The organism is Nonomuraea mesophila, assembly GCF_004352805.1.
GTDB classification, from domain to species: Bacteria; Actinomycetota; Actinomycetes; order Streptosporangiales; family Streptosporangiaceae; genus Nonomuraea; species Nonomuraea longispora.
Genome location: NZ_SMLD01000063.1, coordinates 1 through 22,837 on the forward strand (window position 1 = coordinate 1; position 22,837 = coordinate 22,837).

The 22,837-nt window shown below is 70.6% G+C and carries 23 protein-coding genes; 11 read left to right on the forward strand and 12 right to left on the reverse strand.

Features of this window, described 5'->3' with window-relative positions; translation table 11 throughout:
* The 7 genes from E1295_RS23400 to E1295_RS23430 form a co-directional block, all read left to right on the forward strand.
* The coding region (locus tag E1295_RS23400) for an amidohydrolase (RefSeq protein ID WP_132632636.1) at positions 1 to 1,209 on the forward strand (1,209 nt) is incomplete at its 5' end.
* A gap of 174 nt (positions 1,210 to 1,383) precedes the next feature.
* On the forward strand, positions 1,384 to 2,289 hold the full coding sequence (gene bla, locus E1295_RS23405; RefSeq protein WP_132632638.1) for a class A beta-lactamase: 906 nt from the start codon (positions 1,384 to 1,386) through the stop codon (positions 2,287 to 2,289).
* Between the two features lie 206 nt (positions 2,290 to 2,495).
* Entirely contained in the window at positions 2,496 to 2,774 is a 279-nt protein-coding gene (locus E1295_RS23410) for an FmdB family zinc ribbon protein (RefSeq protein ID WP_132632640.1), read from the forward strand.
* 81 nt (positions 2,775 to 2,855) lie between these two features.
* Entirely contained in the window at positions 2,856 to 3,524 is a 669-nt protein-coding gene (locus E1295_RS23415) for an AmiS/UreI family transporter (protein ID WP_132632642.1), read from the forward strand.
* Between the two features lie 78 nt (positions 3,525 to 3,602).
* Positions 3,603 to 4,850: a formamidase gene (fmdA, locus tag E1295_RS23420; protein ID WP_132632644.1), complete on the forward strand. Its 1,248-nt coding sequence runs from the start codon at positions 3,603 to 3,605 to the stop codon at positions 4,848 to 4,850.
* Between the two features lie 253 nt (positions 4,851 to 5,103).
* Positions 5,104 to 5,532, forward strand: coding sequence for a hypothetical protein (locus E1295_RS23425; protein WP_132632646.1), 429 nt, complete (start codon positions 5,104 to 5,106; stop codon positions 5,530 to 5,532).
* A gap of 115 nt (positions 5,533 to 5,647) precedes the next feature.
* Entirely contained in the window at positions 5,648 to 6,301 is a 654-nt protein-coding gene (locus E1295_RS23430) for an HNH endonuclease family protein (RefSeq protein WP_132632648.1), read from the forward strand.
* A gap of 394 nt (positions 6,302 to 6,695) precedes the next feature.
* On the opposite strand, the gene E1295_RS23435 is transcribed toward E1295_RS23430, so the two are convergent.
* The 9 genes from E1295_RS23435 to E1295_RS23475 all read right to left on the reverse strand — a co-directional run bounded on the left by E1295_RS23435 (position 6,696) and on the right by E1295_RS23475 (position 16,823).
* Positions 6,696 to 9,845, reverse strand: a complete 3,150-nt coding sequence (locus tag E1295_RS23435; protein WP_132632650.1) for a helicase HerA domain-containing protein — start codon at positions 9,843 to 9,845, stop codon at positions 6,696 to 6,698.
* Entirely contained in the window at positions 9,842 to 10,477 is a 636-nt protein-coding gene (locus E1295_RS23440) for a hypothetical protein (protein ID WP_132632652.1), read from the reverse strand. Before E1295_RS23440 ends, E1295_RS23435 begins: the two co-directional genes overlap by 4 nt.
* A gap of 2 nt (positions 10,478 to 10,479) precedes the next feature.
* Positions 10,480 to 11,580, reverse strand: coding sequence for a hypothetical protein (locus tag E1295_RS23445; RefSeq protein ID WP_246080267.1), 1,101 nt, complete (start codon positions 11,578 to 11,580; stop codon positions 10,480 to 10,482).
* Entirely contained in the window at positions 11,577 to 12,074 is a 498-nt protein-coding gene (locus E1295_RS23450; protein ID WP_132632654.1) for a DUF4365 domain-containing protein, read from the reverse strand. The genes E1295_RS23445 and E1295_RS23450 overlap by 4 nt, the downstream gene beginning before the upstream one ends.
* A gap of 177 nt (positions 12,075 to 12,251) precedes the next feature.
* Positions 12,252 to 12,908, reverse strand: a complete 657-nt coding sequence (locus E1295_RS23455; RefSeq protein WP_132632656.1) for a hypothetical protein — start codon at positions 12,906 to 12,908, stop codon at positions 12,252 to 12,254.
* Positions 12,909 to 12,943: 35 nt separating this feature from the next.
* The gene (locus E1295_RS23460) at positions 12,944 to 14,563 is read right to left on the reverse strand and encodes a GMC oxidoreductase (RefSeq protein ID WP_132632658.1); all 1,620 of its coding nucleotides are present in this window, start codon (positions 14,561 to 14,563) and stop codon (positions 12,944 to 12,946) included.
* Between the two features lie 84 nt (positions 14,564 to 14,647).
* Entirely contained in the window at positions 14,648 to 15,148 is a 501-nt protein-coding gene (locus E1295_RS23465) for a carboxymuconolactone decarboxylase family protein (RefSeq protein WP_132632660.1), read from the reverse strand.
* Positions 15,145 to 16,227: an NAD(P)H-dependent amine dehydrogenase family protein gene (locus E1295_RS23470; protein WP_132632662.1), complete on the reverse strand. Its 1,083-nt coding sequence runs from the start codon at positions 16,225 to 16,227 to the stop codon at positions 15,145 to 15,147. Before E1295_RS23470 ends, E1295_RS23465 begins: the two co-directional genes overlap by 4 nt.
* A gap of 113 nt (positions 16,228 to 16,340) precedes the next feature.
* Positions 16,341 to 16,823 (reverse strand): hypothetical protein, encoded by a 483-nt coding sequence (locus tag E1295_RS23475; protein ID WP_132632664.1) that lies wholly within the window; start codon positions 16,821 to 16,823, stop codon positions 16,341 to 16,343.
* Positions 16,824 to 17,087: 264 nt separating this feature from the next.
* On the opposite strand from E1295_RS23475, the gene E1295_RS23480 reads away from it, so the two are divergent.
* On the forward strand, positions 17,088 to 17,288 hold the full coding sequence (locus tag E1295_RS23480; protein WP_132632666.1) for a hypothetical protein: 201 nt from the start codon (positions 17,088 to 17,090) through the stop codon (positions 17,286 to 17,288).
* On the opposite strand, the gene E1295_RS23485 is transcribed toward E1295_RS23480, so the two are convergent.
* Positions 17,285 to 18,040, reverse strand: a complete 756-nt coding sequence (locus E1295_RS23485) for a class I SAM-dependent methyltransferase (protein WP_132632668.1) — start codon at positions 18,038 to 18,040, stop codon at positions 17,285 to 17,287. The genes E1295_RS23480 and E1295_RS23485 overlap by 4 nt on opposite strands.
* Positions 18,041 to 18,112: 72 nt before the next feature.
* Here E1295_RS23485 and E1295_RS23490 point away from each other — a divergent pair, with 72 nt between their 5' ends.
* Positions 18,113 to 18,682, forward strand: a complete 570-nt coding sequence (locus E1295_RS23490; protein ID WP_132632670.1) for a CGNR zinc finger domain-containing protein — start codon at positions 18,113 to 18,115, stop codon at positions 18,680 to 18,682.
* A gap of 186 nt (positions 18,683 to 18,868) precedes the next feature.
* On the opposite strand, the gene E1295_RS52520 is transcribed toward E1295_RS23490, so the two are convergent.
* Both E1295_RS52520 and E1295_RS23500 read right to left on the reverse strand, forming a co-directional pair.
* Complete coding sequence (locus E1295_RS52520; RefSeq protein WP_132632672.1) at positions 18,869 to 19,234, reverse strand: ClpX C4-type zinc finger protein; 366 nt, start codon at positions 19,232 to 19,234, stop codon at positions 18,869 to 18,871.
* 17 nt (positions 19,235 to 19,251) lie between these two features.
* On the reverse strand, positions 19,252 to 19,611 hold the full coding sequence (locus E1295_RS23500) for a hypothetical protein (RefSeq protein WP_132632674.1): 360 nt from the start codon (positions 19,609 to 19,611) through the stop codon (positions 19,252 to 19,254).
* A gap of 291 nt (positions 19,612 to 19,902) precedes the next feature.
* On the opposite strand from E1295_RS23500, the gene E1295_RS23505 reads away from it, so the two are divergent.
* Both E1295_RS23505 and E1295_RS23510 read left to right on the forward strand, forming a co-directional pair.
* A complete protein-coding gene (locus tag E1295_RS23505; RefSeq protein ID WP_132632676.1) occupies positions 19,903 to 21,744 on the forward strand; it encodes a glycosyltransferase family 2 protein in 1,842 nt (613 codons plus the stop codon).
* Positions 21,745 to 21,829: 85 nt separating this feature from the next.
* A complete protein-coding gene (locus E1295_RS23510) occupies positions 21,830 to 22,834 on the forward strand; it encodes an energy-coupling factor ABC transporter permease (protein WP_132632678.1) in 1,005 nt (334 codons plus the stop codon).
* The last annotated feature ends 3 nt before the right edge of the window (positions 22,835 to 22,837 follow it).

Consider the following 22,837-nt stretch of genomic DNA (forward strand, 5'->3'; position numbering starts at 1 on the left):
GCCCAGCCCGACAGGTACGCCCTTGACTCGGTCTGCCCCGACCTGCCGGTCGCGCTGCCCAGCATCGACGGCCACACGGTCTGGGCCAACTCCGCGGCCCTGCGCCTGGTCGGCATCGACGCGGGCACCCCCGACCCGGTGGGCGGCGAGATCGTCAGAGACGCGGACGGGGAGCCCACCGGCATCCTGCGCGAGGCGGCGTCATATCCGCTGCGCGACCTCATGGTCTCCGCCGACCTGACCGACCTGCTCCGCGCCGCCCAGGAGGACCTGCTCTCGCTCGGCCTGACCAGCGTGCACGACATCGACGGCGAGGACTGCCGGGCCGCCTACCTGGAGCTGCGCGAGACAGGCGGGCTGAAGCTGCGCGTGCACAAGGCGATCCCGGCGACTCACCTGGAGGCCGCCATCGAGGAGGGCCGCCGTACCGGGCAGGGCGACGACTGGTTCCGCACGGGGCCGGTGAAGATCTTCAGTGACGGCGCGCTCGGCTCGCACACCTGCCACATGAGCGAGCCCTTCGCCGGCGACCAGGGCAACGCCGGCATCGCGGTCACGCCGTACGACGAGCTGGTCAAGCTGTTCGGCAGGGCCGCGGGCGCCGGCATCGCGGTGGCCACGCACGCCATCGGCGACCGCGCCAACCGCCTGGTCATCGACGCCTACGAGGCGATCGGCCGCACGTCCGGCCTGCGGCACCGCATCGAGCACGCCCAGCACCTGCGGCCCGGGGACCTGGCGAGGATGGCCCGGCTGGGCGTCGCCGCCTCCATGCAGCCCGTGCACTGCACCAGCGACATCGATCTGGTCGACGCGCTGCTGGCCGGCCACGAGGTGGCGTCCTACGCCTGGCGCGGGATGCTGGACGCCGGTGTCGCCCTCGCCTTCGGCTCCGACGCCCCCGTGGAGCACCCCGACCCGTTCGCCGCGCTTCACGCCGCGGTCACGCGCACCCGCCCCGACGGCACGCCCTCCGGCGGCTGGCAGCCCGAGCAGCGGCTGAGCATGGCCGAGGCCATCACCGCGCACACCCTGGGCGCGGCCCACGCGGCGGGGGAGGACGAGCGCAAGGGCACCCTCGTGCCCGGCAAGCTGGCCGACTTCATCGCGGTGGACACCGACCCCTACCGGGAGTCGCCGGACGCGGTGCTGCGCGCCAAGGTCCTGACGACCGTCGTCGGCGGCGAGGTCCGCTGGCGGCGGAGCTGAAAGGCGCCGGGATGACGATGGTCGTCCGGCGGGAGCGGCCCGGCGGAACACCCGCCTGACCGCGGCGTATATCGGGCCCGGTATCGCCGGATGATCTGTATCGCTATTAGACAGCGTGTCGCCGCATCTGCTTGGCTCCTTGCGCGCCGACAGCCGACGAGCAGAGGACCTGACATGCGTCACGCCCGCACCCGTACGATCGCGTCCGCCCTGGCGGCCACCCTCCTGGCCGGCGGGGCCACGGCCCCGGCGGCGCAGGCGGCGGTTCCCCCCGCCGGCCAGGTCAAGAAGTACCTGCGCAGCCTGGAGGTGTCGTTCAAAGGCAGGATCGGCGCGTACGCGCTGGACACCGCCACCGGCAAGACCGTGACGTACCGGGCGGGGGAGCGCTTCCCGATGTTGTCCACCTTCAAGGCGCCCCTCTGCGCGGCGGTGTTGCAGAAGGCCCGCACCTCCGAGCCGGGCCTGATGAACCGGCTCATCAAGTGGACGGCCGCCGACATGAAGCCCAACTCGCCGGTCACCGAGAAGCACGTCAAGGACGGCCTGACCGTCTCCCAGCTGTGCGAGGCAGCTGTCACCATGAGCGACGGCACGGCGTCCAACCTGCTGCTCAAGCAGGTCGGCGGGCCGAAGGGGCTGACGAAGTACTTCCGTACGCTGAAGGACACGACGTCCCAGATGGACCGGTGGCACCCCGAGCTGAACGACTGGACCCCCAAGGACAAGCGCGACACCACCACGCCCGCCGCCATGGGCCGGGACCTGCGCGTGCTCACGGTGGGGCGGGCGCTGCACGCCAAGGACCGCAGGCAGTTGCTGGCCTGGCTGCTGGCGAACAAGACCGGCGGTGAGCGCATCCGCGCCGGCCTGCCCAAGTCCTGGACGGTGGCCGACAAGACCGGCACCAACTCCGACGGCTTCGGTGGCGGGAACGACATCGCGGTCGTCTGGCCCAAGAAGGGCGCCGCTCCCGTCATCATGTCGATCTACACCAACCGCACCAAGGGCCTGCCCACCGACAACCCGACCATCGCGAAGACCGCCACGATCCTGGCGCGGGCGCTGGGCAAGCTTTAGCGTTCGGCCGGACATATTCATGGCCGTCCTACGGGACGGCCATTTTTCTGCATGGAAAGGGTATTGCACTGCTTTTTCGCGCGGGTGTGGACCGTGCATGCACCTTGACAGGGCGAAAAGGCCAGAGGTTGTCTGGATATATGGGGCATAGCGCCGCATGTGGCGTGGTGCCGTGAAAAGAATCCCGATCAGCAACGGGGAAGTTCATGGCAACGTATGCTTACCGCTGTCTGGAATGCGGGCAATTCGAGGTGCGCCTGCCGATAGGGACCGCCGAGGCGGCCCGTGAGTGTCCGGTGTGCCGTTCCCCGGCCCGCCGCCTGTTCACCGCACCCCACCTCGCCCGGCTCGCCCCGGCGGTGTCCGCCGCGCTGACCCGGGAGGAGCAGAGCAGGGAAGCACCCGAGGTGGTCACGCGCACGCCCACGGGACAGCGGCGGCCTCCGCCGTCGCACCCGGCGTTGTCGCGCCTGCCCCGGCCATGAAACAGCCAGCGACGTTGCGTTCGCCGGCGTCGTGACGTGCGGCGAGCGCACCGCCTGTACTGACACGAGGAGGTGTCGGTGATGGGAGCCGTCGGACTGCTCTACGTGGGGGCGGTACTGTTCCTCAACGGCCTGATGCTCCTCGGGAAGGTCGAACCGCGAGCGGCCGGCGTGTTCAACCTGTTCGTCGGAGCGCTGCAGGTCATCACGCCCACCGTGCTGGTCATCCTGAACCCCGCCGACACCGCCGTGGTGCTCGGCGCGTCGGGGATCTACCTGTTCGGCTTCACCTATCTCTACGTGGGCATCAACCTGCTCGGCGGTTTCGACACCACGGGTGTCGGCTATTTCTCGCTCTTCGTGGCGATCATGGCGCTCGGATACTCCTTCGCCAACTTCCGCATCCTCGGTGACCCGGCCTTCGGCGTCATCTGGCTCTACTGGTCGTTCCTGTGGGCGCTGTTCTTCGTCCTGCTCGGCCTGAAACGTACGCGGATCACCCGGTACACCGGCTGGGTCACGGCGATCCAGGGCTGGGTGACGGCGGCGATCCCCGCCTTCCTGACGCTGGCCGGGTACTGGCGCGACACCAGGCTCTACGCGATCGTCCTCGCCGTCTTCGGCGTGGTCGTGTTCGCGGTGTTGTGGCCGCTGACCAGGCACGGAGAGCCGGCGGGCGCGACGCAGGAAGAGGTGGACGACACCGCGAGGCCGGACGGCGAGCGCCGGCACCGCCCGCGATGGACCTGACAGAGCCCGCCGAGGCGGAAGAGAGGTGAGGAGCACGCTCAGCCAGGAAGGAGTCAGCACAAGAGAAGGGCAGGCATCATGCCGAAGGTAGTTTTCTCGATCGACCAGTCGAAGTCGATGCGCGACCAGGACGTCCCGGGGCACAACCGCTGGCACCCGGATGTCCCGGTGGCGGAGATGGTACGGCCCGGCGACGAGTTCCGGATGGAATGCCGGGAATGGACCGACTCGCAGATCGGCAACAACGACTCGGCGAACGACGTACGCGACGTCGACCTGACCGTCGCGCACGTGCTGAGCGGCCCCATCGGCGTCGAGGGCGCCGAACCAGGGGACCTGCTCGTCGTCGACATCCTCGACCTCGGCCCGATTCCCCAGCAGGTCGGGGAGGTGCCAGGCCAGGGATGGGGCTACACCGGCGTCTTCGCCAAGGCGAACGGCGGCGGATTCCTGACCGACTACTTCCCCGACGCCTACAAGGCGATCTGGGATTTCCACGGCCAGGTCGCGACCTCCCGCCACCTGCCGGGAGTGCGCTTCACCGGCATCACCCACCCGGGGCTCTTCGGCACCGCGCCGTCGGCCGAGATGCTGAGCAGCTGGAACCGCCGCGAGCAGCAGCTCATCGACACCGACCCGCAGCGGGTCCCGCCGCTCGGCCTGCCGCCGCTGACCGACAACGCCATCACGGGCACGGCGAGCGGCGAGGCGGCCCAGCGGATCGCCGCCGAAGGAGCGCGTACGGTGCCCGCCAGGGAGAACGGCGGCAACCACGACATCAAGAACTTCACCCGCGGCGCCCGGGTCTTCTACCCGGTCCACGTCCGCGACGCCAAACTGTCCGGAGGTGACCTGCACTTCAGCCAGGGTGACGGAGAGATCACCTTCTGCGGCGCGATCGAGATGGGAGGCTACATCGACTTCCACGTCGACCTCATCAAGGGCGGCATGGAGAAGTACGGCGTCAGCACGAACCCGATCTTCATGCCGGGGAACGTGGAGCCGAGGTATTCGGAGTTCCTGTCGTTCATCGGGATCTCCGTGGACCACGACACCGACACCAACTACTACCTCGACGCGACGGTGGCCTACCGCAGGGCCTGCCTGAACGCCGTCGAGTATCTCAAGAGGTGGGGCTACAGCGGCGAACAGGCCTATCTGCTCCTCGGCGCGGCGCCGATCGAGGGACGGGTCAGCGGGATCGTCGACATCCCCAACGCCTGCTGCTCGCTCTACCTGCCCACGGCGATCTTCGACTTCGACGTGCGACCGGGCACGGAAGGTCCCGCCAAGCAGGACCGCGGCAAGTGCGCCGTGTCGGGCTGAGTCGTGTCGGGCTGAGCCGTTCGAGCCGGCCAGGGTTGGCCCCGGGGGAATGCTCACGGGGCCATTTCCTTAATTTTCTGGCAAAGAATGCGCGGTGGCGCGCAGGCCCGCTCCCATAGGGGTTTCGCGGGCGCAGGCCCGCGTCCGTGGCGGTGCGAGAAGGTCAACCCGGTGACTTCACCAGGGAAAGCCCGGGAAAAGCCGCATTATCCTTCGGCGTATTCCCCCTATTCGCTGCCTGAAGGGTTGATCGATGCAAGACGACGTCGTGTGGGTCCGAGGCGTGACCGGTATCCAGTTGCACCACACCACCGATCTCCAGGACGCCACACGCTTTCTGAGCAATGCCGCCATGGCGCTGCGGGCGGCGCACGTACGCACCGGGGACGAGCAGTACTCCGCCATCGCCGCCCAGCTCACCACCATGGCCGAGGAGACGCGGACGCTGGAGGGCCGGGCCCGCGCGCGCATGCAGGGCCTGCACGCGTCCGACCCCGAGCGGTTCGTACGCTGCCGCGAAGGCGACGAGCCGTGGCCCGACGAGATCCAGGCGGGCTTCGTGCCGCGGCACACGTGCAAGGACCAGTGCCTCTACCACGACCACGACGTACTGGACGCCATCATGCAGTGCACCTGCGGCCGGCCTCCGTGCCGCGCCTGCGCCATCGGCGGCCGGCCGTAACACCCCGGCGTGGTGCGGGGGAGCGCTAACGTGACGCCGAGGGACGGTTGAGTCGCCTCGCGGATTGGTGAATATCGCTGCCGCCGGGGGCGGGCGTCCTGGTAGGGGTGGAGACATGATCTCCTTGACCCGGCCGGTCAGAGTCGTCGCGCTGACTCTGCTGGCCGTCCCGTTGACCGCTGTCGCCGCGACCCCGGAGGCGGCCGCGGACTCCCGCAAGCGGTCACAGGCCGAGGCCGGCGCGATGGCCCGCCGCATGCTCGCGCAGTTGAAGGTGTCCAGGCCGCTGTCGATCCGCGGCTACAGCCACCGCCGTTTCCAGCCCCGATGGGCGCCGCACAAGGGTGAGTGCAGCGTCCGCGAGGTGGTGCTGGCGCGTGACGGCCGGCGGGTACGCAAGAACGCGGCCTGCCATCCGGTCAAGGGCGTCTGGTACAGCCCGTACGACGGCAAGAAGCTCAAGAGCGAGAGGCTGGTCGACGTCGACCACGTAGTGCCGCTGGCGTACGCGTGGCGTTCGGGGGCCAGCAGATGGAGCCCGGCGCGCAGACGGGCGTTCGCCAACGACCTGACCCGGCCGGAGCTGATCACGGTCAGCCACTCCACCAACATCGCGAAGGGTGCCAAGGGCCCGCAGAGCTGGCGCCCGCCGCGCCGCGCCCACTGGTGCCGTTATGCCGTCTCGTGGATCACCGTCAAGCGCCACTACCGGCTCTTCGTGACCCGGAAGGAGAAGATCGCGCTGCTCAACATGTTGCGCACGTGCTGAGGTGGCACGAGAGCGGATTGTGGCGAGGGTGCAATCGCCAACGGGTGTAGGCCGCACACCGACATCGCCACAATCCGCGGCTCTCGTGGAATTGGATTACCACCAGTCCCAATCGTCGCCCCACCAAGGGCCGCCCCAGCCGCCCCACCAGCGCCTGCGACGGCAGCGACGGCGACGCCAGCGGCGCCTGCGGCCGCAGCCTCCTCCGTGCTGGAAGTCGAACGTCATTGCTCCTCCCCCGTTGATCGCGTCCTTTCAATTCGGACGCTAGCACCCAAATCGGCATATTCCGGGGCATATCCGGCAATTTCAGGGATGCTTGACGGCGAATTCACTACGTAAAGGCCGCAGATCTCGCCTGGCCTGGCGAGCCGCGGACGCTCCCGAGACGCTCTCACCTGGCTGCGCGCTGCATGATCTCCTGTTCGGTGAGCGGGTCGGCGGGATGGTGGCTCAGGCACTGCGGAGTGCGGACCAGCGTCTCGGGGATGCCGTCGCTCACCGTGTAGAACTGGCCCACCTCCAGCCGCCCGACCCGATCCGCCCGTCCGCCCCGGGCCCTGGCCAGGCTCTGGACCACCTCGATCTGCGTGGGGCTGTTCATCCTGCCGATGAACTGGGTCGTGGCGTTGCCGGCGATCTGGTTGTGCAGTCCGCGCGGGGCCTGGGTCGCGAAGACCAGGCCGAGGCCGTACTTACGGGCCTGCGACGCCAGGGTCAGCGTGCTGGCCAGCGCCTCCGTCCTGGGCGTGGCCGGCACGAGCGACTGCGCCTCGTCCATGACGTACAGGCCGTTCAAGGGACGGCCGCGCGCCGGGTTCCGCTTGATCCAGGAGAACAGGGCCATCTGGAGCTGGCTGACGAACCCCGGCCGCGCGTCCTCGCCGAGCCCGGCGAAGCTGATGACCGACACGCGGGCCCGTCTGCCCGCCGACGGGGTCAGCAGCTGCTCGGGGTCGGCCGGCTCGCCGTGGCCGGCGAACAGCGGATCGTTGATCGTCGCGGCGGTCAGGAGCTGCCCCAGCTCGGAGGCGATCTGGTCCGCCCGGTCGATCTGGCTCACCCCCAGCGGCACGTCCGCGAGCATGCCCAGGAACGCCGTGAAGTCGCCGCCGCCCGAGCGTGCGAAGTGTTCCAGCGCCTGCCGGAGCACGGCCTTGCCCTTGCGGGCCTTGGCACTGGCGCCGTGGACGTTCGCCCGGGGGGCCAGCGCCGCGACCGCCAGGCCGAGCGCCAAGTCCAGCTCGTCCCGGTCGTCCAGTACGGCCGCGAAGTCGGGCAGCGGCCGGAACGTCAGGGGGCGCCCGCGCCGGCGGCCCGGAGTCCAGACCACGACCTCCGTCTCGGCGAAATAGCGGGCCGCCTTCTCCGCGTCGCCGTCCCCCCATCCCGGGGGCGGGGCGGGCCACGGATCGCCCAGCCGGGCCAGGTCGTTGTTCGAGTCGAGCACGATCGAGGACACACCGTGCAGCGCGCACTCCTCCACGAGCCGGCGCAGGAACACGGTCTTGCCCGACCCGGACCCCGCGAAGACGGCGGTGTGGCGGGCCAGCGCCTCCACCTTCAGCTCCAGGTCCGCACCGGTGTCGAACCGCCTGCCGACCGGGATGACGGCGACGCCGCCACGAGCCGGGAGCGCCTCGGCCGGTTCCGGCGTAGGGGGGGCGGCTTCCGGCGTAGTGAGGGCGGCCTCCGGCGTGGGCGGGTCGAGCAGGCCGCCGAGGAGTTCGGTGCCGCTCGCCGGGCGCCGGGCCCGCAACCACGTGTCGAACTCCGGATCCTGCTCGGCCGCCATCCGGCGCAGCGCGTCGAACACGCGCAGGTCGTCCGTGCGCAGCGTGAGCGACCTGCCGCCGCAGTCCTTCAGGTGGGTCACCCGGGCCTGCGTCGCCGGACCGTCCGACCACGCCTGGTTGCGCAGGACGACGAAACACCGGTAGGGCGTCTCAGGGCCGAGCCCCGACTCCTTGATGCCGTCGTCCAGCCGTTTGAGCGCCGCGATCGGATGCGGTGCCCCGATCATCCGGAACGTCCAGTGCCGCTGCTCCTCCGAGTCGGGGTCGAGTTCCTGGCGCAACCGCGCGTGCAGGCTGGGCCTGCGGCCCGGCGGCGGATCGATGGAGAAGGCGCGGCCGGCGTCGCCCTGCTCGGTGATCCAGGCGCGGAGGCCGGCGGCGAGCAGCGGGGGAGCGAGCTCGTCCTCGTGGGCGGGGTCGAAGGCGTCCGACGGGTCGGCCTGCGCGCGCAGGCCGGCGAAGCGGGCGTCGAGCCGGGCGAGGTCCGTCTCGGACACGGTAGGGGCGCCGCCGGTGAGCGGCGGGGCCTGATGGTCCTGATGGTGGTGATGGTCCTGATGGAACCCTTGCAGCAGGGTGGCCCTGCCCTCCACCCGGCACGTCTCGACGTGCGCGCTGATGCGCCGCAGGAGGGCCCTCGGCGTGAGACCCGGCGCGGTCGCGAACGCCTCCGGCGCGATGGGCCAGAGCGGGCCGGGCGGCGTGCAGCCCGCGTTCTCGAACGCCACGGCGAAGCGCCGTTCGACCAGGCTGCGGGCGATGTCGGCGCTCGCGAGCGTGGTGAGGATCAGCGACGTCCTGAACCTGTCCTGCACCGTGCCGATGGCTCGGTCCTTGATCAGGCTCCAGGACGCGGGCAGGCAGGCGACCAGGCAGAGCGAGCGCTGGGTGGCGTGGCGCAGGGCCATGAGACCGGCCGCGATCTCGTCGATCACATCCTTGCGCGGCTCGTCGCCGGCCTGCGCGCCGGACCCGGTGCCGGCCCGGGAATGCCCGAGTATGGCGTCGATCTGGTCCACCGCGATGACGCTGGGGCCGGTCAGCGCGAGGACCGTGGACAACTCGACCGCGATGTCGTGGTGGTCCTTGACGGCCTTGCCCATGCCCCACGCCTGGCGGTCGCCGTCCTCCGCCTCCTCCGTCGACATCAGGTGGTCATGGGCGACGTCGAGGGCATGGCCGGAGGCGGTGGCGTACAGGGCCAGCGCCCGGATGGTGTCGCGGCACCGCAGCAGCCGCCGGTCCCTGGCCAGCAGGCCGTCCACCAGCGCGTCGAGATCCTTGCGGGTCAGGCCGGCGCCGCGTTCGAGCGCCGTCTCGATCCGCTCGCCGGCCCCCGCGAGCTCGGCGAGGGAGCGCAGCGCCACCAGCGCCTGGACAGGGGAGTCCGGCCCGCCCGCGGAACGGCCCAGGTCCTCGACCATCGCCCCCGTCGTCCGGCGCCAGAAGTTCTCGCCCGCGCTGAAGTCCACCATGAAGAAGTAGCCGCCGGCCTGGGCGATCCGGCCCCTGACCCAGCCGAGGAGATGGGTCTTGCCCGCGCCTCCCTCACCCTGGATCACGACCCCGAGCGGGCTCGTACGGGAGGCGAGCGACGCCTCCTCGATGCCGTCGAGAATGAGCCGCTCGGCTCGTGGGTGCATGCCGTCGACGTGGAAGGGCGGCGGGTTCCATGCGTGTTCGGCGGTCGTCGCCCAGTCGAGCACCCTGGAGACGGCCCGCAGGGCGCGTTCCTCCTGCTCGTTCACCGGGCCTCGATCGCCAGAAGGTGCTTGCTCACTCCGTTCACCAGCACGGCCGCTTTCCTGTCGTCGTCGGTCAGCGTCTTCTGGTCGGCCTGCGGCACCAGATGCACGTCCGGGAGGAGCTCCATCCGCCGCAGCATCTCGTCGACCTCGTCGGTGGGCGCGTCGCCGAGCAGCGGGCGCAGCCTGGTCAGGAGCACCCAGTCCTGGGGTTCGCGCGCCAGCCGCCAGTACGCCTCCCGGATCGCCGCGGCAAGGTCGCCCCGGCCTGTGACGGCGGGCTCGCGGGCCGTCACGACGAAGTCGGCCAGGCTCAGATCCGCCGCGTCGAGATAGCCCTTGACCAGGCCGAGGACCCCGTACAGAGTGCGGCCGATCGAGCCCGAGCGGGCCGGGGCGGTGCCCCTGAGCTCGGCCACGCACCAGGCCCAGCCCTTGTCGGTGAGCGTGTGGTGGTACGCCCTGCCCTGCTTGTCGCTCGTGACGAGGCCGCGCCGGTTCAGCAGCTCCCGGGGCTTCCCGGTGAGCGTCGTGCCGACGTGCTCGTCGAGCTCGGGGTTGGACGCCGATCCGCCGAGCGTCATCAAGCCGAGCAGCGAGGCCCGCTCCTGAGCCCCGAAGGTGGTGTCGTCCATGGTCAGTTCTCCTCGGATCGATGGTCCAGGACTGTGCCGAAGGTGGTCGCCGTGAGTTCGCGGCGGCCGGAGACCTCCCGCAGGGTGCCGTGAGCGCGTACGGGAGTCCTGCTCCTGTGCGCCTCGACGGCCACGTCGTAGGCCGCCTCGTCGGGCAGCCGCACCCAGATCGAGCCGCGCGACCCGGCGCCGCCGATCGCCACGTCGCCGCGGACCTGGACGCGGAACCGGTCCCCGCCGCCGATGTCGACGAGCATGGCGATGAGGCCGGTGACGGAGGCGCTGTCGCTGTGGAGGCGGCGCAGCCGGTGCGCGACGCGGCGTAACAGCCGTCCCGTCTCAGGCTCGAAGACGAGCCGGCGCGCGGGGACATCGGCGGGCAGCGACCGCGCCCAGCGGAAGCCGACCTCGAACCGGGTGCCGGGGTCGGAGCCGGCGAAGCGGGCGAGCGCCTGGCAGAGCTCGGCCGACACGCCGTCCCGCACGAGGCCGTCGAAGGTGCTGATGTCTCCGGTCCTGTGCGCCTCGGCGCCGGCTTCGAGCAGCAGCTCCGCCGCGCGCTGGAGCAGGATCAGGGCACGGCGGGCCAGTGGTGGATCGCCTGGTGTGGCACGTTCCAGCGGCACGCGGACCGTGAGGAGGTCGCCCGCGGGCACGATCGGCCCGACCCAGACGCGGTCGAGCAGGTCGCGCACCTCCTTGGGCGCCACGCCGTCGTACACGGGCCGGGGGCCGGTGAGCACGGCGCGCGCCGCCGCGCCGAGGGCGGCCTGCGCGCTGGTGAGTGCCGTGACCGCGTCGAGCAGCCTGACCTGGCCGTCGACGGGGGCGATGGAGGCTCTGTACCACTGCACGTCGGCCATGGGCGTGCCGATGTCGGAGGCGATGTCCTCCCGGGAGCGGCCCTCCAGCCGCGCCAGCAGGGTGAGGATCTCCCTGATCCGCCGTGGCCCGTCGCCGAGGTCGTCGGTGCCCGGCACCAGGATCTCGTGGTCGCCCTCGTGTACCCACACGGAGGCGCCCCGCCACTCGCCGGGCTGGCGGGACCAGCCGGCCATGGCGAGGTAGCTGCTGATGTCGGCGACCGACAGGCTCCTGGTCACGCGGGCGCGCCGACGAGCTCGCGCAGGGCGCGCACGGTGAGGACGTTGCCCAGCGGCACACGGACGGGTGCGTGGCGCTTGCTGCTCGGAGAGGCGACGGGCTGCTCGCCCTCGAAGCCCCGGTAGTAGCACAGCCGGCTGAGCGTCAGCCCCTCGGTCTCCACCCGCGCGTAGTGGTCCCTCTCCCGCGGCACCACGACGACGAACAGGTAACGCGGCACGAGGAACGGGCCCGCGACGAGCTTGTTGTACTGCACCTCGTTCAGCCCGTGGAAGTACAGGTCGGGCCCTTTGCACGACGGCGCCGACCACGACTTGACCTGCACCTCGATCGCGGGCGACGAGATGTGCCCCGTACGGCCCGGATAGCGGAAGCCGAGGTCTATCCCGTCGTGGTCGAGGTCGTCCTTGTAGACGAGCAGCCCCGCGGCCGAGGCGAGGGCGCGCACATAGTCTTCGGCGAACTTGCCCTGATGATTTCGCTGGTCAAGCATGAAGGCTCCCTCGCCACCGCCCCACCCAATGCCGCGCGGGTCAAAGAGTATCTACGGAGCCGTGGGAAGGAGCGGGTTTTCCCCCTTCAACGCTGCGCGATAACTCCCCTTTTATGGCCGATTTCCGGCCAGTACGAAGAATGACACCCACTGGTACGGCATAACACTTGTGTTACGTCAGTGGCATTTCTTCGGAAGGTACGGGCCGAAATGCTCGGCGACGATATCGGCGACCCCGTCGGCGTCCAGAGAACCGTCGACTTCGAGCACGCGCACGCCGAGCCGGCGGGCGCCGCGTACGGCGTCGTCCGCGACCAGCCGGTCCCTGGCCAGGCGGTTGGCCTGCGCGCGGACCGGGTCGCTGACGGCGTGGTCGAGCGCGCCGGCGCGGGACAGCGTACTCACCTGGTGCCGGCGGAACTCAGGCGAGGGCACCATGACGATCATGCGGCGAGGTGAGTCGAGGAGCGGCGCGACAAGTTCGGGACGCAGGCCCCAGCCCTCGGCGATGATCGGGTGCCCCGAGACGAGCCCGCGCAGGTCGTCGAGCGCCCACCCGAACCGGTCCGGAAATCCGGCCAGGGTGGAGGCGGCCATCTCCTCCGGCGTCGTGTCCACCCACTCGGCGTCGAGATCGGGTGCGCAGACGGGTTCGCCGAGCGCGACGCGACGGGCGATGCGGCGATCATTGTGGCCGCGGGCGTCGTGGTAGTCGTAGTGGTAGGCGGTGACGCCGTGCCGCGCGGCCAGGAGCCTGGCCACGGTCGACTTGCCTGCCCACTGGCCGCCGCCGATCCACAACGCCCGGCCCAACGTCCCGAAGGGATCCCACACCGCTGTCCTCCCGCCGTCCGGGGTGACGATACCTCTCACAGGTCGGTGGCGATGATCCGCTCGATGTTGCGTTCGGCGAGCGCCGTGATGGTGACGAACGGGTTGACCGTCGTGTTGCCCGGGATCAGCGCGCCGTCGATGACGTACAGACCGGGATGCCCGTGCAGGCGGCCGTAGTTGTCCGTGGCCCGGTTCAGCACCGCGCCCCCGAGCGGGTGGTAGGTAAGGTGGTCGCCCCAGATCTTGTAGACGCCGAACAGGTCGGTACGGTAGATCGTCCCCTCCCTGGCGTTGATCGTGTCGAAGATCGTCTTGGCCATGTCGATGGAGGGCTGCTTCCACGCGGTCCGCCAGTTGAGCTCCACCTTGCCCGCCGCCGCGTTCCAGCCGAACTGCGCCCTGTGCGGGTTGTTGGTGATCGACAGGTAGAACGAGGCCCACGTCTCGATGCCGGTGGGCAGCGGCGCGACCTCCGCGAACGCGCCCCCGGCCGTCCAGTTGTCGATGCCGCAGCAGGGGATGGCCGACTGGAGGCTGCCCGTCGGGTCCCAGAGGTGGTTGGCCCGGCCGCACATGACGTTGCCGTTGTCGCCCCAGCCCTTGCCGATCTCGCCGTTCAGGCCGGAGAGTACGCCGGTCGCCTTCAGGCGTACCAGGAGCTTGCTGGTGCCGACGCTGCCGGCCGCGAAGAACACCTTGCCGGCGGTGACCGTCTTGGTCGCGGTGACGCCGCCCGAGGTGTCGAGTTGTTCGATGACGGCGGTGTACGCGCCGCCGGACCCCGGGGCGACCGAGGTGACCCGGTGCAGCGGTGAGATCGACACCCTGCCCGTGGCCTTGGCCTGGGCGAGGTAGGTCTTCTGCAACGACTTCTTGCCGTGGTTGTTGCCGTAGAGGATCTCGCCGGCCAGCGCCGACTTGGGGACGGTGCCGACCGCCTCCTGCTCCATGTAGTCCCAGTCGTACACGTCGGGCACGAACACGAACGGGAACGACGAGCGCTGGGCGTGCTTGCGGCCCACACGGGAGTACTGGTAGCAGTCGGCCGTCTCGAACCACTCGGGGTCGATCGAGGAGACCCCGAGCCCGGCGTTCGCCCTCGGATAGTACGTGGCGTACATCTCGTCGGGGTTCACCGAGGGGAGCACGGCGGCGAAGTTGGCACGTTCGGGCACGACGGCCATGCCGCCGTTGACGAGCGAGCCCCCGCCGACGCCGCGGCCCTGGTAGACCGTGATGCCGCCGAACTCCTCGGCGTCCAGAATGCCGGTGTAGCGGGGGATGTCCCGATCGATGGGGAAGCCGAGGAAGTTGCTGAGCGGCGCCTTGGTCCTCGTACGCAGCCAGTACGAGCGGTAGTCGGGCTCCCGCGTGTTGCAGAAGATCTTGCCGTCGGTGCCCGGGGTGTCCCAGGCCATGCCCATCTCGACCATGTGCACGTCCACGCCCGCCTGGGCGAGACGCAGGGCCGCCACCGACCCGCCGTAGCCGGTGCCGACCACCAGGACGTCGACGTCGGCCCCGTCGGCGATCGGGGCGCTCGCGGCGGCCGGGCGGGCGTGGACGTTCAGGGCCGCGAGCCCCAGGGCGGAGCCGGTCCCGGCGATGAAGCCACGGCGGGAGACGCGGGTGCGGGCAGGCGGATGGTCGCTCATGTGCCGTTTCCTCGCTGCTGGTGGGGGGCGCGGGGGTGTGCGGGCTCGCACGATATGCGCGGGGTGGCGCGGGCGGTACGGGTGTCAGCGGCCGGCGGCGGGGGTGCGCCCGCTGGGCAGGGTGCACACGGTGTCGAGTCCGAGCACGTGGTTGAGCCGGCCGAACGCCAGCCACGAGCCCAGGCACATGGTCAGCTCCACGATCTCGAGCTGGCTGTAGTGCGCGGTCATCCGCGTCCAGAACGCCTCGTCGAGGCCATGGTGGTCGAGGGCGTAACGTTCGGCGTACTCGGCGGCCAGGCGGGTGCGATCGTCGAAGGCGTCGGTGGTGCGCCACTGCCTCACCGCGTCGGCGAACGACTCCTCGACCTTCTGCCCGTCCCTGTCCGTACGCCAGTCGAGGCAGAAGGCGCACCCGTTGAGCTGGGCGATCCGCAGCCGGGCGGCCTCGAACTCGCGCAGCCCCAGCGTCGAGTGGGCGTAGACCGCCAGCGAGAACTTCGTGGCGGCCATCCCGATGCCGGGCACCATCTCGCCCCAGACGTACTCGATGGCGTCCTTGCCCTCCGGTATGTCGATGTTCACGGCCGTCTCCTTCCGAGCTTGCCCGCGGGCGCGGGCCGCAGGGGCACGTCGAGCGCGTCGTAGAGCCCGGGTTCCGCGGTCAGGAGCCAGTCGACGGCGCCCACGAGCCGGCCGGCCGCGGTGGCGTTGCCGCCGGCGGAGCGGTTGCCGTCCTCGTCGGTGGCCTCGACCGTGACCTCGATGCGCGGCCGCCCTTCGATGATCACGCGGTGCGCTCCGACGCCGTCGGGCGCGAGCGGCCAGTCCGGCGCGCAGGACGGGTGGATGCGGGTGACGTGCTCGACGACGATGCGGGGCACGCCGCCGACGACGCCCTGCACCTCGAAGCGGACCGCGCCCTGGGTGCCCGCCTCGAAGACGCCCATGGTCCTCGTCGTCACCGTCGTACCGAGGGGGCGGCGGTCCAGGGTCTCGCGGATCTCGTCGAGTTCGACGCCGAGGGCTCTGGCCATGAGCCGTACCTGGCCGCCCCACACCATGGTGGGTACGGTGGGCGCGATCATCGGGGGTTCGTAGTCCATGGGTCGGCCCATGCCGACCAGGTCGCGTACGGCGTCGGGCTGGTCGTAGGTGGAGTAGTCGAAGATCTCCTGGCAGCGGATCGCGTCGACGGTCGTGGCGAGCCCGCTGAGAAGCAGCGGCAGCACGTCGTTGCCCCAGCCGGGGTCGATCCCGGAGACGAACAGCGAGCCGCCCCCCGCGGCGATGGCGGCCAGCACGGGCTCGCGCAGTTCGGGCGGGGCGTTGCGCTGGTCGTAGAGGGCGTACAGGGACGGGGTGACGACCACGGCGCCGGCCCGGATCGCCCTGACGATGTCGGCCAGGGCGTCGTCGGGGCGCAGGTCGCCGGAGGCGGCGTACACGACGGCCCCGGGGCGGGCCGCCAGCGCGGCGTCGACGTCGCCGGTCGCCGTGACGCCCAGATCGTGGCCGAGCCCGGCGAGATCGCCCGCGTCGCGGCCGCTCTTGGCGGGGTCGCGGACGAGCACGGCCGCGAGCTTGAGCGTCGGGTGGGCCTCGACGGCCCGGATGGCGGCGCGGCCGATGTTGCCGGTGCCCCAGACGATCGTGGACGTCATGGGCGGAGCGTAGCAAGCGCTTGGTTAAGTGTATAGGGCTCGGGCCGCCACGCAGCGCCTGCCTGGTCGAGTGCGGATGCGGCGGGCGTCGATGGTCCGGGGGGCGACGTCGTTCACGGGAAAGGGGCCGCGTCGCCGGTCGTGGGGCGGGCGGGAAGCCGCCACCATTGGTCGCCGACGACCGGGTGAACGGTGCTCTTCACGTCTTTTCTCCTGATTCGTGTGGCGACGGTAATCTTGTCTTCCGTGTCGTACACGTTGCGGATGGTGGAGATCGACATTCCCGCCGCCTCGGCGAGCGCCCGCAGCCGGTACGGCTCCGGCCGTACGAATTCGCGTGCATATGCCGTGATAAGTCGTATTTGTCGTTGTATCTCGCGCTTCTGTGCGGCGAGTTCCACGAGCCGCGCCAGCACCGGATCCTCGGTCGCCGATGCGCCGGCCGCCATCATCAGCTCCCCGACCAGGGCGTTCCGCGCCTCGCCCGCGCTCTTCACGCGCGCCTTGTAGTCGTCGTCGGACTCGTCCTCGCCCCTGGCCGGCTCGGGGATGAGTACCTTCGCCAGCTCCTCGGTGATTTCCTTCATGCGCGGCATCTTGCGGCAGGGCGTGCGAAAAATGCAAAATCGTGCGGGACTCGCGGTATCGCTTGAGTGCCTTGGCGTGCTACGTCCCCACGTCCGCGTATAAGGATTCTTCACCCGGAGTCACTCGTATGCCAGTTTGAGGAGAAAAAGCGCCATTCCTCAGGCGAATCTTGTGACACTCTCGTGAACGAAAAACGAGCGGCCCCTCTGCTGTCCCAGAAAGGCCGCTCTGGCGGTCGCGATCCACACATGTCATGAAAGGAAACCGCTGTTATGAGATTATCCAGACGCCGCGCTCAGCGGGAAGAGCCGCCCCCGGCCCGGGAGCCCGAGCGCATCCCGCAGCGCTGGGTGCTCATCCTGATCACCGCGTCGCTGGGCGGGCTGACCGTCGGCGGCCTGTCCGGGTGGGTCGGGGCGGGCGTCGCCACGGCCCTCGGCCTGGTCGGCCTGCTGCATCGCATCATGAACTAACCGCGTACGCCGCACAGCAGCCGGTTGTTGCCGTGCTGCCAGAGCGTGCCGATCTCCGTGAAGCCCGCCTCTTCGAGGGCCTTGACGTGATCCGACAGGAGGCGGGACTCCGAGCCGCGGTGGTCGGCCCCGGCGGTGCTCCGGGCCTGGTTGAGCTCGGCGAGCGCGGGGTCGGCCTCGATCGCGTCCCACCAGGCCCGCCAGTCCTCCGGCCGGCTCTCGCCGAACGTGCGCGCGGTCTCCCTGTCGTGCAGGGCGTGCTCCAGCCGCGACAGCGTCGGGGTGGCCTCGTCGGTGTCCAGGTGGTCGCCGTTGAGCAGCAGCCCGCCGCGGCGCAGTACGGTCGCCAGCTCAGCGTACACACCCTTCAGTTCGGTGGCGGAGATCCAGTGCAGCGCCGTCGTGCTGACCGCGGCGTCGGCGGGCCGGTCGAGCCCCAGCGACTCCGTCCAGCCGGCCTTGCGCAGGTCCGCGGAGACGAACCGCAACCCCGGGTACGCGGCCCGCCCCAGCCCGATCAGCAGCGGATCGGCGTCGACGCACACGACCTGGGCCTCGGGCAGCCGCTCCAGCAACCGGGCCGACAACGAGCCCGGGCCGCAACCGAGGTCGATGACCACGGGATCGGGCCGTCCCAGCGCCTCCACGGCGTCGATCAGCGCCGTGAACCGCTCCTCCCGGTGGGGAAGGTAACCCTCCTGCTGGCGGTCCCAGCGCGTCATCCACTCCAGTGCGGCATCGTGGGTGAGCATGAACGTCTCCTTGTGACCGTCTTCTAAGCTTTGGACAGTCACACGTTAACTCGCGAAGGTGTAACCGGTCAATTGGATTACAACAGTCACACGGATGCGGTGGTCCGGGTCACGGTGGCACTCGTCAACGCCCTGACCCCCGGCGAGCGACGCGGGCGCCCCTTCCCTCCACCGGCCGACCCCGCGGCCGCCGCCGTCGAGGGGCTGCGGGCCGTCTATCCGGCGTACCGCGAGGTCACCGCCGCGGAGGGCGCCGCGTTGGCCGAGGTCGCGGCCCGCCTGCGCGAGGTCTTCGCCGCCGTCGCCGCGGGCGACCTCGACGCCGCGGCCACGCTGGTCAACACGCTGCTGGTGGAGACCGGCGCCCGGCCGGTCCTGGAGAGACACGACGGGGAGCCGTGGCACCTGCACTTCCACGGCCACCGTGACACCCTGGCCGACAGCTGGGCGGCGGGCTGCGCCACGGGCCTCGCGATCGTGCTGGGCGGCGAGTTCGCCGACCGCCTCGGCGTCTGCACCGCACCCCACTGCGACCGCGTCTATGTGGACGTCTCGCGCAATGGCACCCGCAGGTTCTGTTCGACGGCCTGCCAGAACCGCGTCAAGACGGCGGCCTTCAGGGCCAGGGGCCGGGCGGGCTGAGCGGCGTGAGGTGTGCCCCCTGCTCCAGCTCCCCGGGGCGGCCGGGGAGCTGGAGCCCGTCCATTCGAAGGCCGGCCGTTCCGCCTCGACGTGCGGTGTCACCGCCCGCGAAACCGTCAAGGACGCGCATGGCCGACCTTTCTCACTAATAGGACGCCCCGAGTGCCGCGAAGGTTCACAGGCGCGTCAGGTCTCGCTCCTGAACCTCTCCCAGGCCGACTGCCGGGTCATGCCGAGCGACGTGCCGATGCGCTCCCAGCTGACGTCCCTGGTGCGCAGGTGTGCCACCCAGTCGCGCAGATTGTCGTCGACCTGCGCCTGCACCGCGGCGATCTTGGGCAGGTGGTCGAGGATCTGCTGGTCGGTCATGGACTCCCACGTGGGCAGCCGCGGCTCGGGCGACGGTGAGCGGCGGCCCTCCTCGAGGATGTCGTTGCAGAGGCCGATGCATTCGTCGCAGATGTGCACGCCGGGGCCGGCGATCATCTTGCTCACGTCCGAGCTCTTCTTGTGACAGAACGAGCAGCGGATTCTGTTTTCCCAGTCAGGCATGGCCTGACATTAGTTCGTCAGGCTGCTCCTGACAAGCCTGGCCGGCGGTCCGGCTCGACCTGGGCCCGCATGATGGCCTGCCGCTCGTCCGCGATCTTGCCGCAGATCGTCACGTACGCGTCCAGGACCTTGGCGTAGGACCGCCGGGCCTGTTCGAGCTGCTCGCGCAGGGCGCGTACGCGGCCGGGGTGGCCCTGCCGCTCGGCCTCGGCGAGCAGCGTGCGGGCCTCGTCCACGATCTCCGCCGCCCGCATCCTCGTGCGGCGCAGCAGGGCCGAACATTCGTGCAGTTCTCCCAGCCGTGCCGAGGAGACAATGAACTCTGCGGCGTGCACGGCGGAGCCGTGGGCCGTGCGCCTGCGGAGATCTGATGCCATTTCACGCCACCTCCCGGTCAAGGATGCCTAACTGTAGACGCGCGGCCCGGCCGCGAGGATCACTCGTGTCGGCGGGGGGTGTCTCAATGCTCCCAGCGGAGAGGTTTCTTCCTCCCGGAGGGAAAACCTCGTCCCTGAATACGATTCGGCGCGGTGCGAATGAGGTGTTTGGCGGCCTTTATCGGCTCTTATTGGAGAAATGCCGCGAACCGCCGGTGTTAGCAAAAGACGGAGTGGAAGACCTCCGATCGCCCCCCGCGGGCAGGGCCGTTCGTCACATACTGAAACCGAATGGCGGCGCAACGTGAGCGGGCGGTGTTGGCGATGTCGGCAACGGAGAACGACGACGACGAGGTTGACGTCAGCGTCGTCATCCCGGTGCACAACTGCCGGGCCTACCTCGACCTGTGCCTCACCGCGGCGCTCATCCAGCGGGTGAAGAAGGAGCTGATCGTCGTCGACGACGGCTCCACCGACGGCAGCGGCGAACTGCTCGACCTCTACGCCTCCCACCACCCGTCCACCGTCAAGGTGATCCACGTCGACGCCAGCGGCGGCGCGGGCCGGCCGCGCAACGTCGGCCTGGAGCACGCCACCGGCCGGTACGTCTTCTTCTGCGACGCCGACGACCACCTCGGCCCTGAGGCGCTGGAGCGGATGGTCGCCATGGCCGACAGGAACGACTCCGACATCGTGCTCGGCAAGGTCGTGGGGCACGGCCGCAGGGCACCCGTGTCGATGTTCCAGCAGAGCGCCGACCGGGTGGAGCTGGGCGAGGGCAACGTCTACAACAGCCTGTGCTGCTTCAAGCTGTTCAGGAGAGACCTGCTCGAACGCCACCTGATCAGGTTCGGGGAGGGCATGCGCGTCGGCGAGGACATCCTGTTCACCGTGCACGCCTACTGCCACGCCGGGGTGATCTCCGTGGTGGCCGACTATGACTGCTACCACCTGATGGCCAGGCCCGACGGCACCAGCATCATGCAGCAGGCGGGCAGCAGGGACCCGCTCGCCTGGCTGGCCATGATCAGGGAGCCGATCCGGCTCATGGCCGCGCACATCGAGCCGGGGCCCCTCCGTGACCACCTGCTGCGCCGGCACTTCAGGCTCGACGTGTTCACCCAGCTCGGGGCCGCGTTCCTGGACAGCGACGACGTACGCCGCAAGGACATCGCGCGCGAGGTGGCCGCCCTGTGCGACGAGTGGTACACGCCGGGCGTGCACGAGCGGCTCAACAGCATCGACCGGCAGCGGGCGACGGCGCTCGACGACATCGACCGCCTCGTGCGCCTGGCCCGCATCGAGAGTGCCACCGTGCGCCGCCGGCTGACCGGGGTGTGCTGGGACGGCGACCAGCTCGTGGTGACGGGTTCCGCGGGGTTGCACGGCATCGCCAGGGATCATGGCCTGGCCGTGGTGCTGCGGGCACGGCACGACCCGGCCGCCGAAATGGTCATTCCCGCCGAGCGGAAGGGCGGCGAGTTCAGCGTGCGCGTGGACGTGTCGGCGCTCGCCTCCGGGATCTGGGACCTGCGGGTGGCGGTCGAGATCGAGGGCGCGCTGCGGTTCGGCCGGCTGGGCGCGGACCGCGAGGACGGCGTCGGCCGGCCGACGCCCCGGATGATCGGCGGCGTCGTGGTCCTGCCCTACTTCACCAGGGACAACGGCAACCTCAGCATCGACGTGGGCGGGCACGTGGTGGCCGTGCCCGGCGGCGCCCGGGTCATCAGGACGCGGTGGGGTCTCGGGCAGCGGCTGCTCATCGACGGCGAGATCAGCGTCGTCGACACCGCGCCCGCGGCGGTGGCGCTGCGGCGGATCGTCTGGAGGGAGCGGCGCGACGGGCGCGAGCGGGCCGAGCCGGTGACGGCGCTGCCGGGCGGCGGGTTCGCGGCGGCGCTGGCGGTGGGCCGGCTGCCGCCGGGCACCTGGGACGCCTACCTCGAGCTCGACCTGGGCGGGCCGGCGGCGCGGTTCAGGATCCAGGCGGACGCGGGCACGGTCGTGGGCCCGCGCCGGTGGTGGTGGGCGGCGCTGCGCAGGAGCGTGCGGCCGTACACGACGCGGGGGCGGCTGAGCACGGTGGTGCGGCGGCTGACGGCGCGGACGGTGATCAACAGGATTATTCGCTAATTGCCATATATGTGCAGGTGCAAGACGATGTCGTAAAGTGGGAACGTTGTACCCCGTGTCTCGTCCGGTTCCCGGAGGTAGTGCCGTGCACGTACCCGATGGCTTCTTCAACGCAGCGACATCGATCTCGGCGGGAGCCGTGGCGGCCGCGGGGATCGCCGTCTGCCTGCGGGGCGCACGGCGCGAACTCGACGACAGGACCGCCCCCATGGCCGGGCTCGTCGCCGCGTTCATCTTCGCCACCCAGATGATCAACTTCCCGGTCGCCGCCGGCACCAGCGGCCACCTGCTCGGCGGCGCGCTGGCCGCGATACTCGTCGGGCCCTACACAGGCGTGTTGTGCATGGCCGTGGTCCTGCTCGTGCAGGGGCTGTTCTTCGCCGACGGAGGGCTGACCGCGCTCGGCATCAACATCACGCTCATGGGTGTCGTCACCGTGCTGGTCGGCTGGGGCGTCTTCAAGCTGGTCACCGGGCTGGCGCGGGGTCAGGTGGTGGTGGCCGCGTTCCTGGCCGCGCTGGTCTCCGTGCCGGTCTCCGCGCTGGCGTTCACGCTGCTGTTCTGGATCGGCGGGACCGCGCCGATCGAGGCGGGCACGGTGGCCGCCGCGATGGGCGGCGTGCACCTGCTGATCGGCATCGGCGAGGGCCTGATCACCGCCGCGACCGTCGGCGCCGTGCTCGCCGTACGGCCCGACCTCGTGTACGCCGCCCGCGGCCTGGCCAAGCCGCTGGTCCTGCGCGGGGCCGACGGCTCCGGCACCACCGTGGGCGAGCCCGAGCCGGCCCCGGCGGCCCCCGGCGCGCTCAGGCCGTTCCTGCTCGGCGGCGTCGGCGTGACGCTCGTGCTGGCCGGGATCGTGTCGTTCTTCGCCTCGTCGTCGCCCGACGGGCTGGAGGCGGTCGCCGAGGACAAGGGCTTCATCGACCAGGCGGCCGACCACGTGTTCGGCTCGTGGGCGCTGGCCGACTACGGCGAGGTCGGGGGTATCCCCGTCGGCGTCGCCGGCGTCATCGGCGTCGGCCTGGTACTGGTCGTGGCGGGGGCGGTGGCCTACGCCGCGCGCGGCCGCGATCGGGTCGAGGTGTGACCC

Excerpts from the sequence above, each read along its gene's own strand:
- E1295_RS23475 (WP_132632664.1), bottom strand. The coding sequence starts at position 16,823 with ATGCCGCGCATGAAGGAAATCACCGAGGAGCTGGCGAAGGTACTCATC.
- E1295_RS23430 (WP_132632648.1), top strand. The coding sequence starts at position 5,648 with ATGATCTCCTTGACCCGGCCGGTCAGAGTCGTCGCGCTGACTCTGCTG.
- E1295_RS23450 (WP_132632654.1), bottom strand. The coding sequence starts at position 12,074 with ATGCTTGACCAGCGAAATCATCAGGGCAAGTTCGCCGAAGACTATGTG.
- E1295_RS23460 (WP_132632658.1), bottom strand. The coding sequence starts at position 14,563 with ATGAGCGACCATCCGCCTGCCCGCACCCGCGTCTCCCGCCGTGGCTTC.
- E1295_RS52520 (WP_132632672.1), bottom strand. The coding sequence starts at position 19,234 with ATGCCTGACTGGGAAAACAGAATCCGCTGCTCGTTCTGTCACAAGAAG.
- E1295_RS23480 (WP_132632666.1), top strand. The coding sequence starts at position 17,088 with ATGAGATTATCCAGACGCCGCGCTCAGCGGGAAGAGCCGCCCCCGGCC.
- E1295_RS23470 (WP_132632662.1), bottom strand. The coding sequence starts at position 16,227 with ATGACGTCCACGATCGTCTGGGGCACCGGCAACATCGGCCGCGCCGCC.
- E1295_RS23425 (WP_132632646.1), top strand. The coding sequence starts at position 5,104 with ATGCAAGACGACGTCGTGTGGGTCCGAGGCGTGACCGGTATCCAGTTG.
- E1295_RS23440 (WP_132632652.1), bottom strand. The coding sequence starts at position 10,477 with ATGGACGACACCACCTTCGGGGCTCAGGAGCGGGCCTCGCTGCTCGGC.
- E1295_RS23410 (WP_132632640.1), top strand. The coding sequence starts at position 2,496 with ATGGCAACGTATGCTTACCGCTGTCTGGAATGCGGGCAATTCGAGGTG.
- E1295_RS23485 (WP_132632668.1), bottom strand. The coding sequence starts at position 18,040 with ATGCTCACCCACGATGCCGCACTGGAGTGGATGACGCGCTGGGACCGC.
- fmdA (WP_132632644.1), top strand. The coding sequence starts at position 3,603 with ATGCCGAAGGTAGTTTTCTCGATCGACCAGTCGAAGTCGATGCGCGAC.
- bla (WP_132632638.1), top strand. The coding sequence starts at position 1,384 with ATGCGTCACGCCCGCACCCGTACGATCGCGTCCGCCCTGGCGGCCACC.
- E1295_RS23415 (WP_132632642.1), top strand. The coding sequence starts at position 2,856 with ATGGGAGCCGTCGGACTGCTCTACGTGGGGGCGGTACTGTTCCTCAAC.
- E1295_RS23500 (WP_132632674.1), bottom strand. The coding sequence starts at position 19,611 with ATGGCATCAGATCTCCGCAGGCGCACGGCCCACGGCTCCGCCGTGCAC.
- E1295_RS23505 (WP_132632676.1), top strand. The coding sequence starts at position 19,903 with ATGGCGGCGCAACGTGAGCGGGCGGTGTTGGCGATGTCGGCAACGGAG.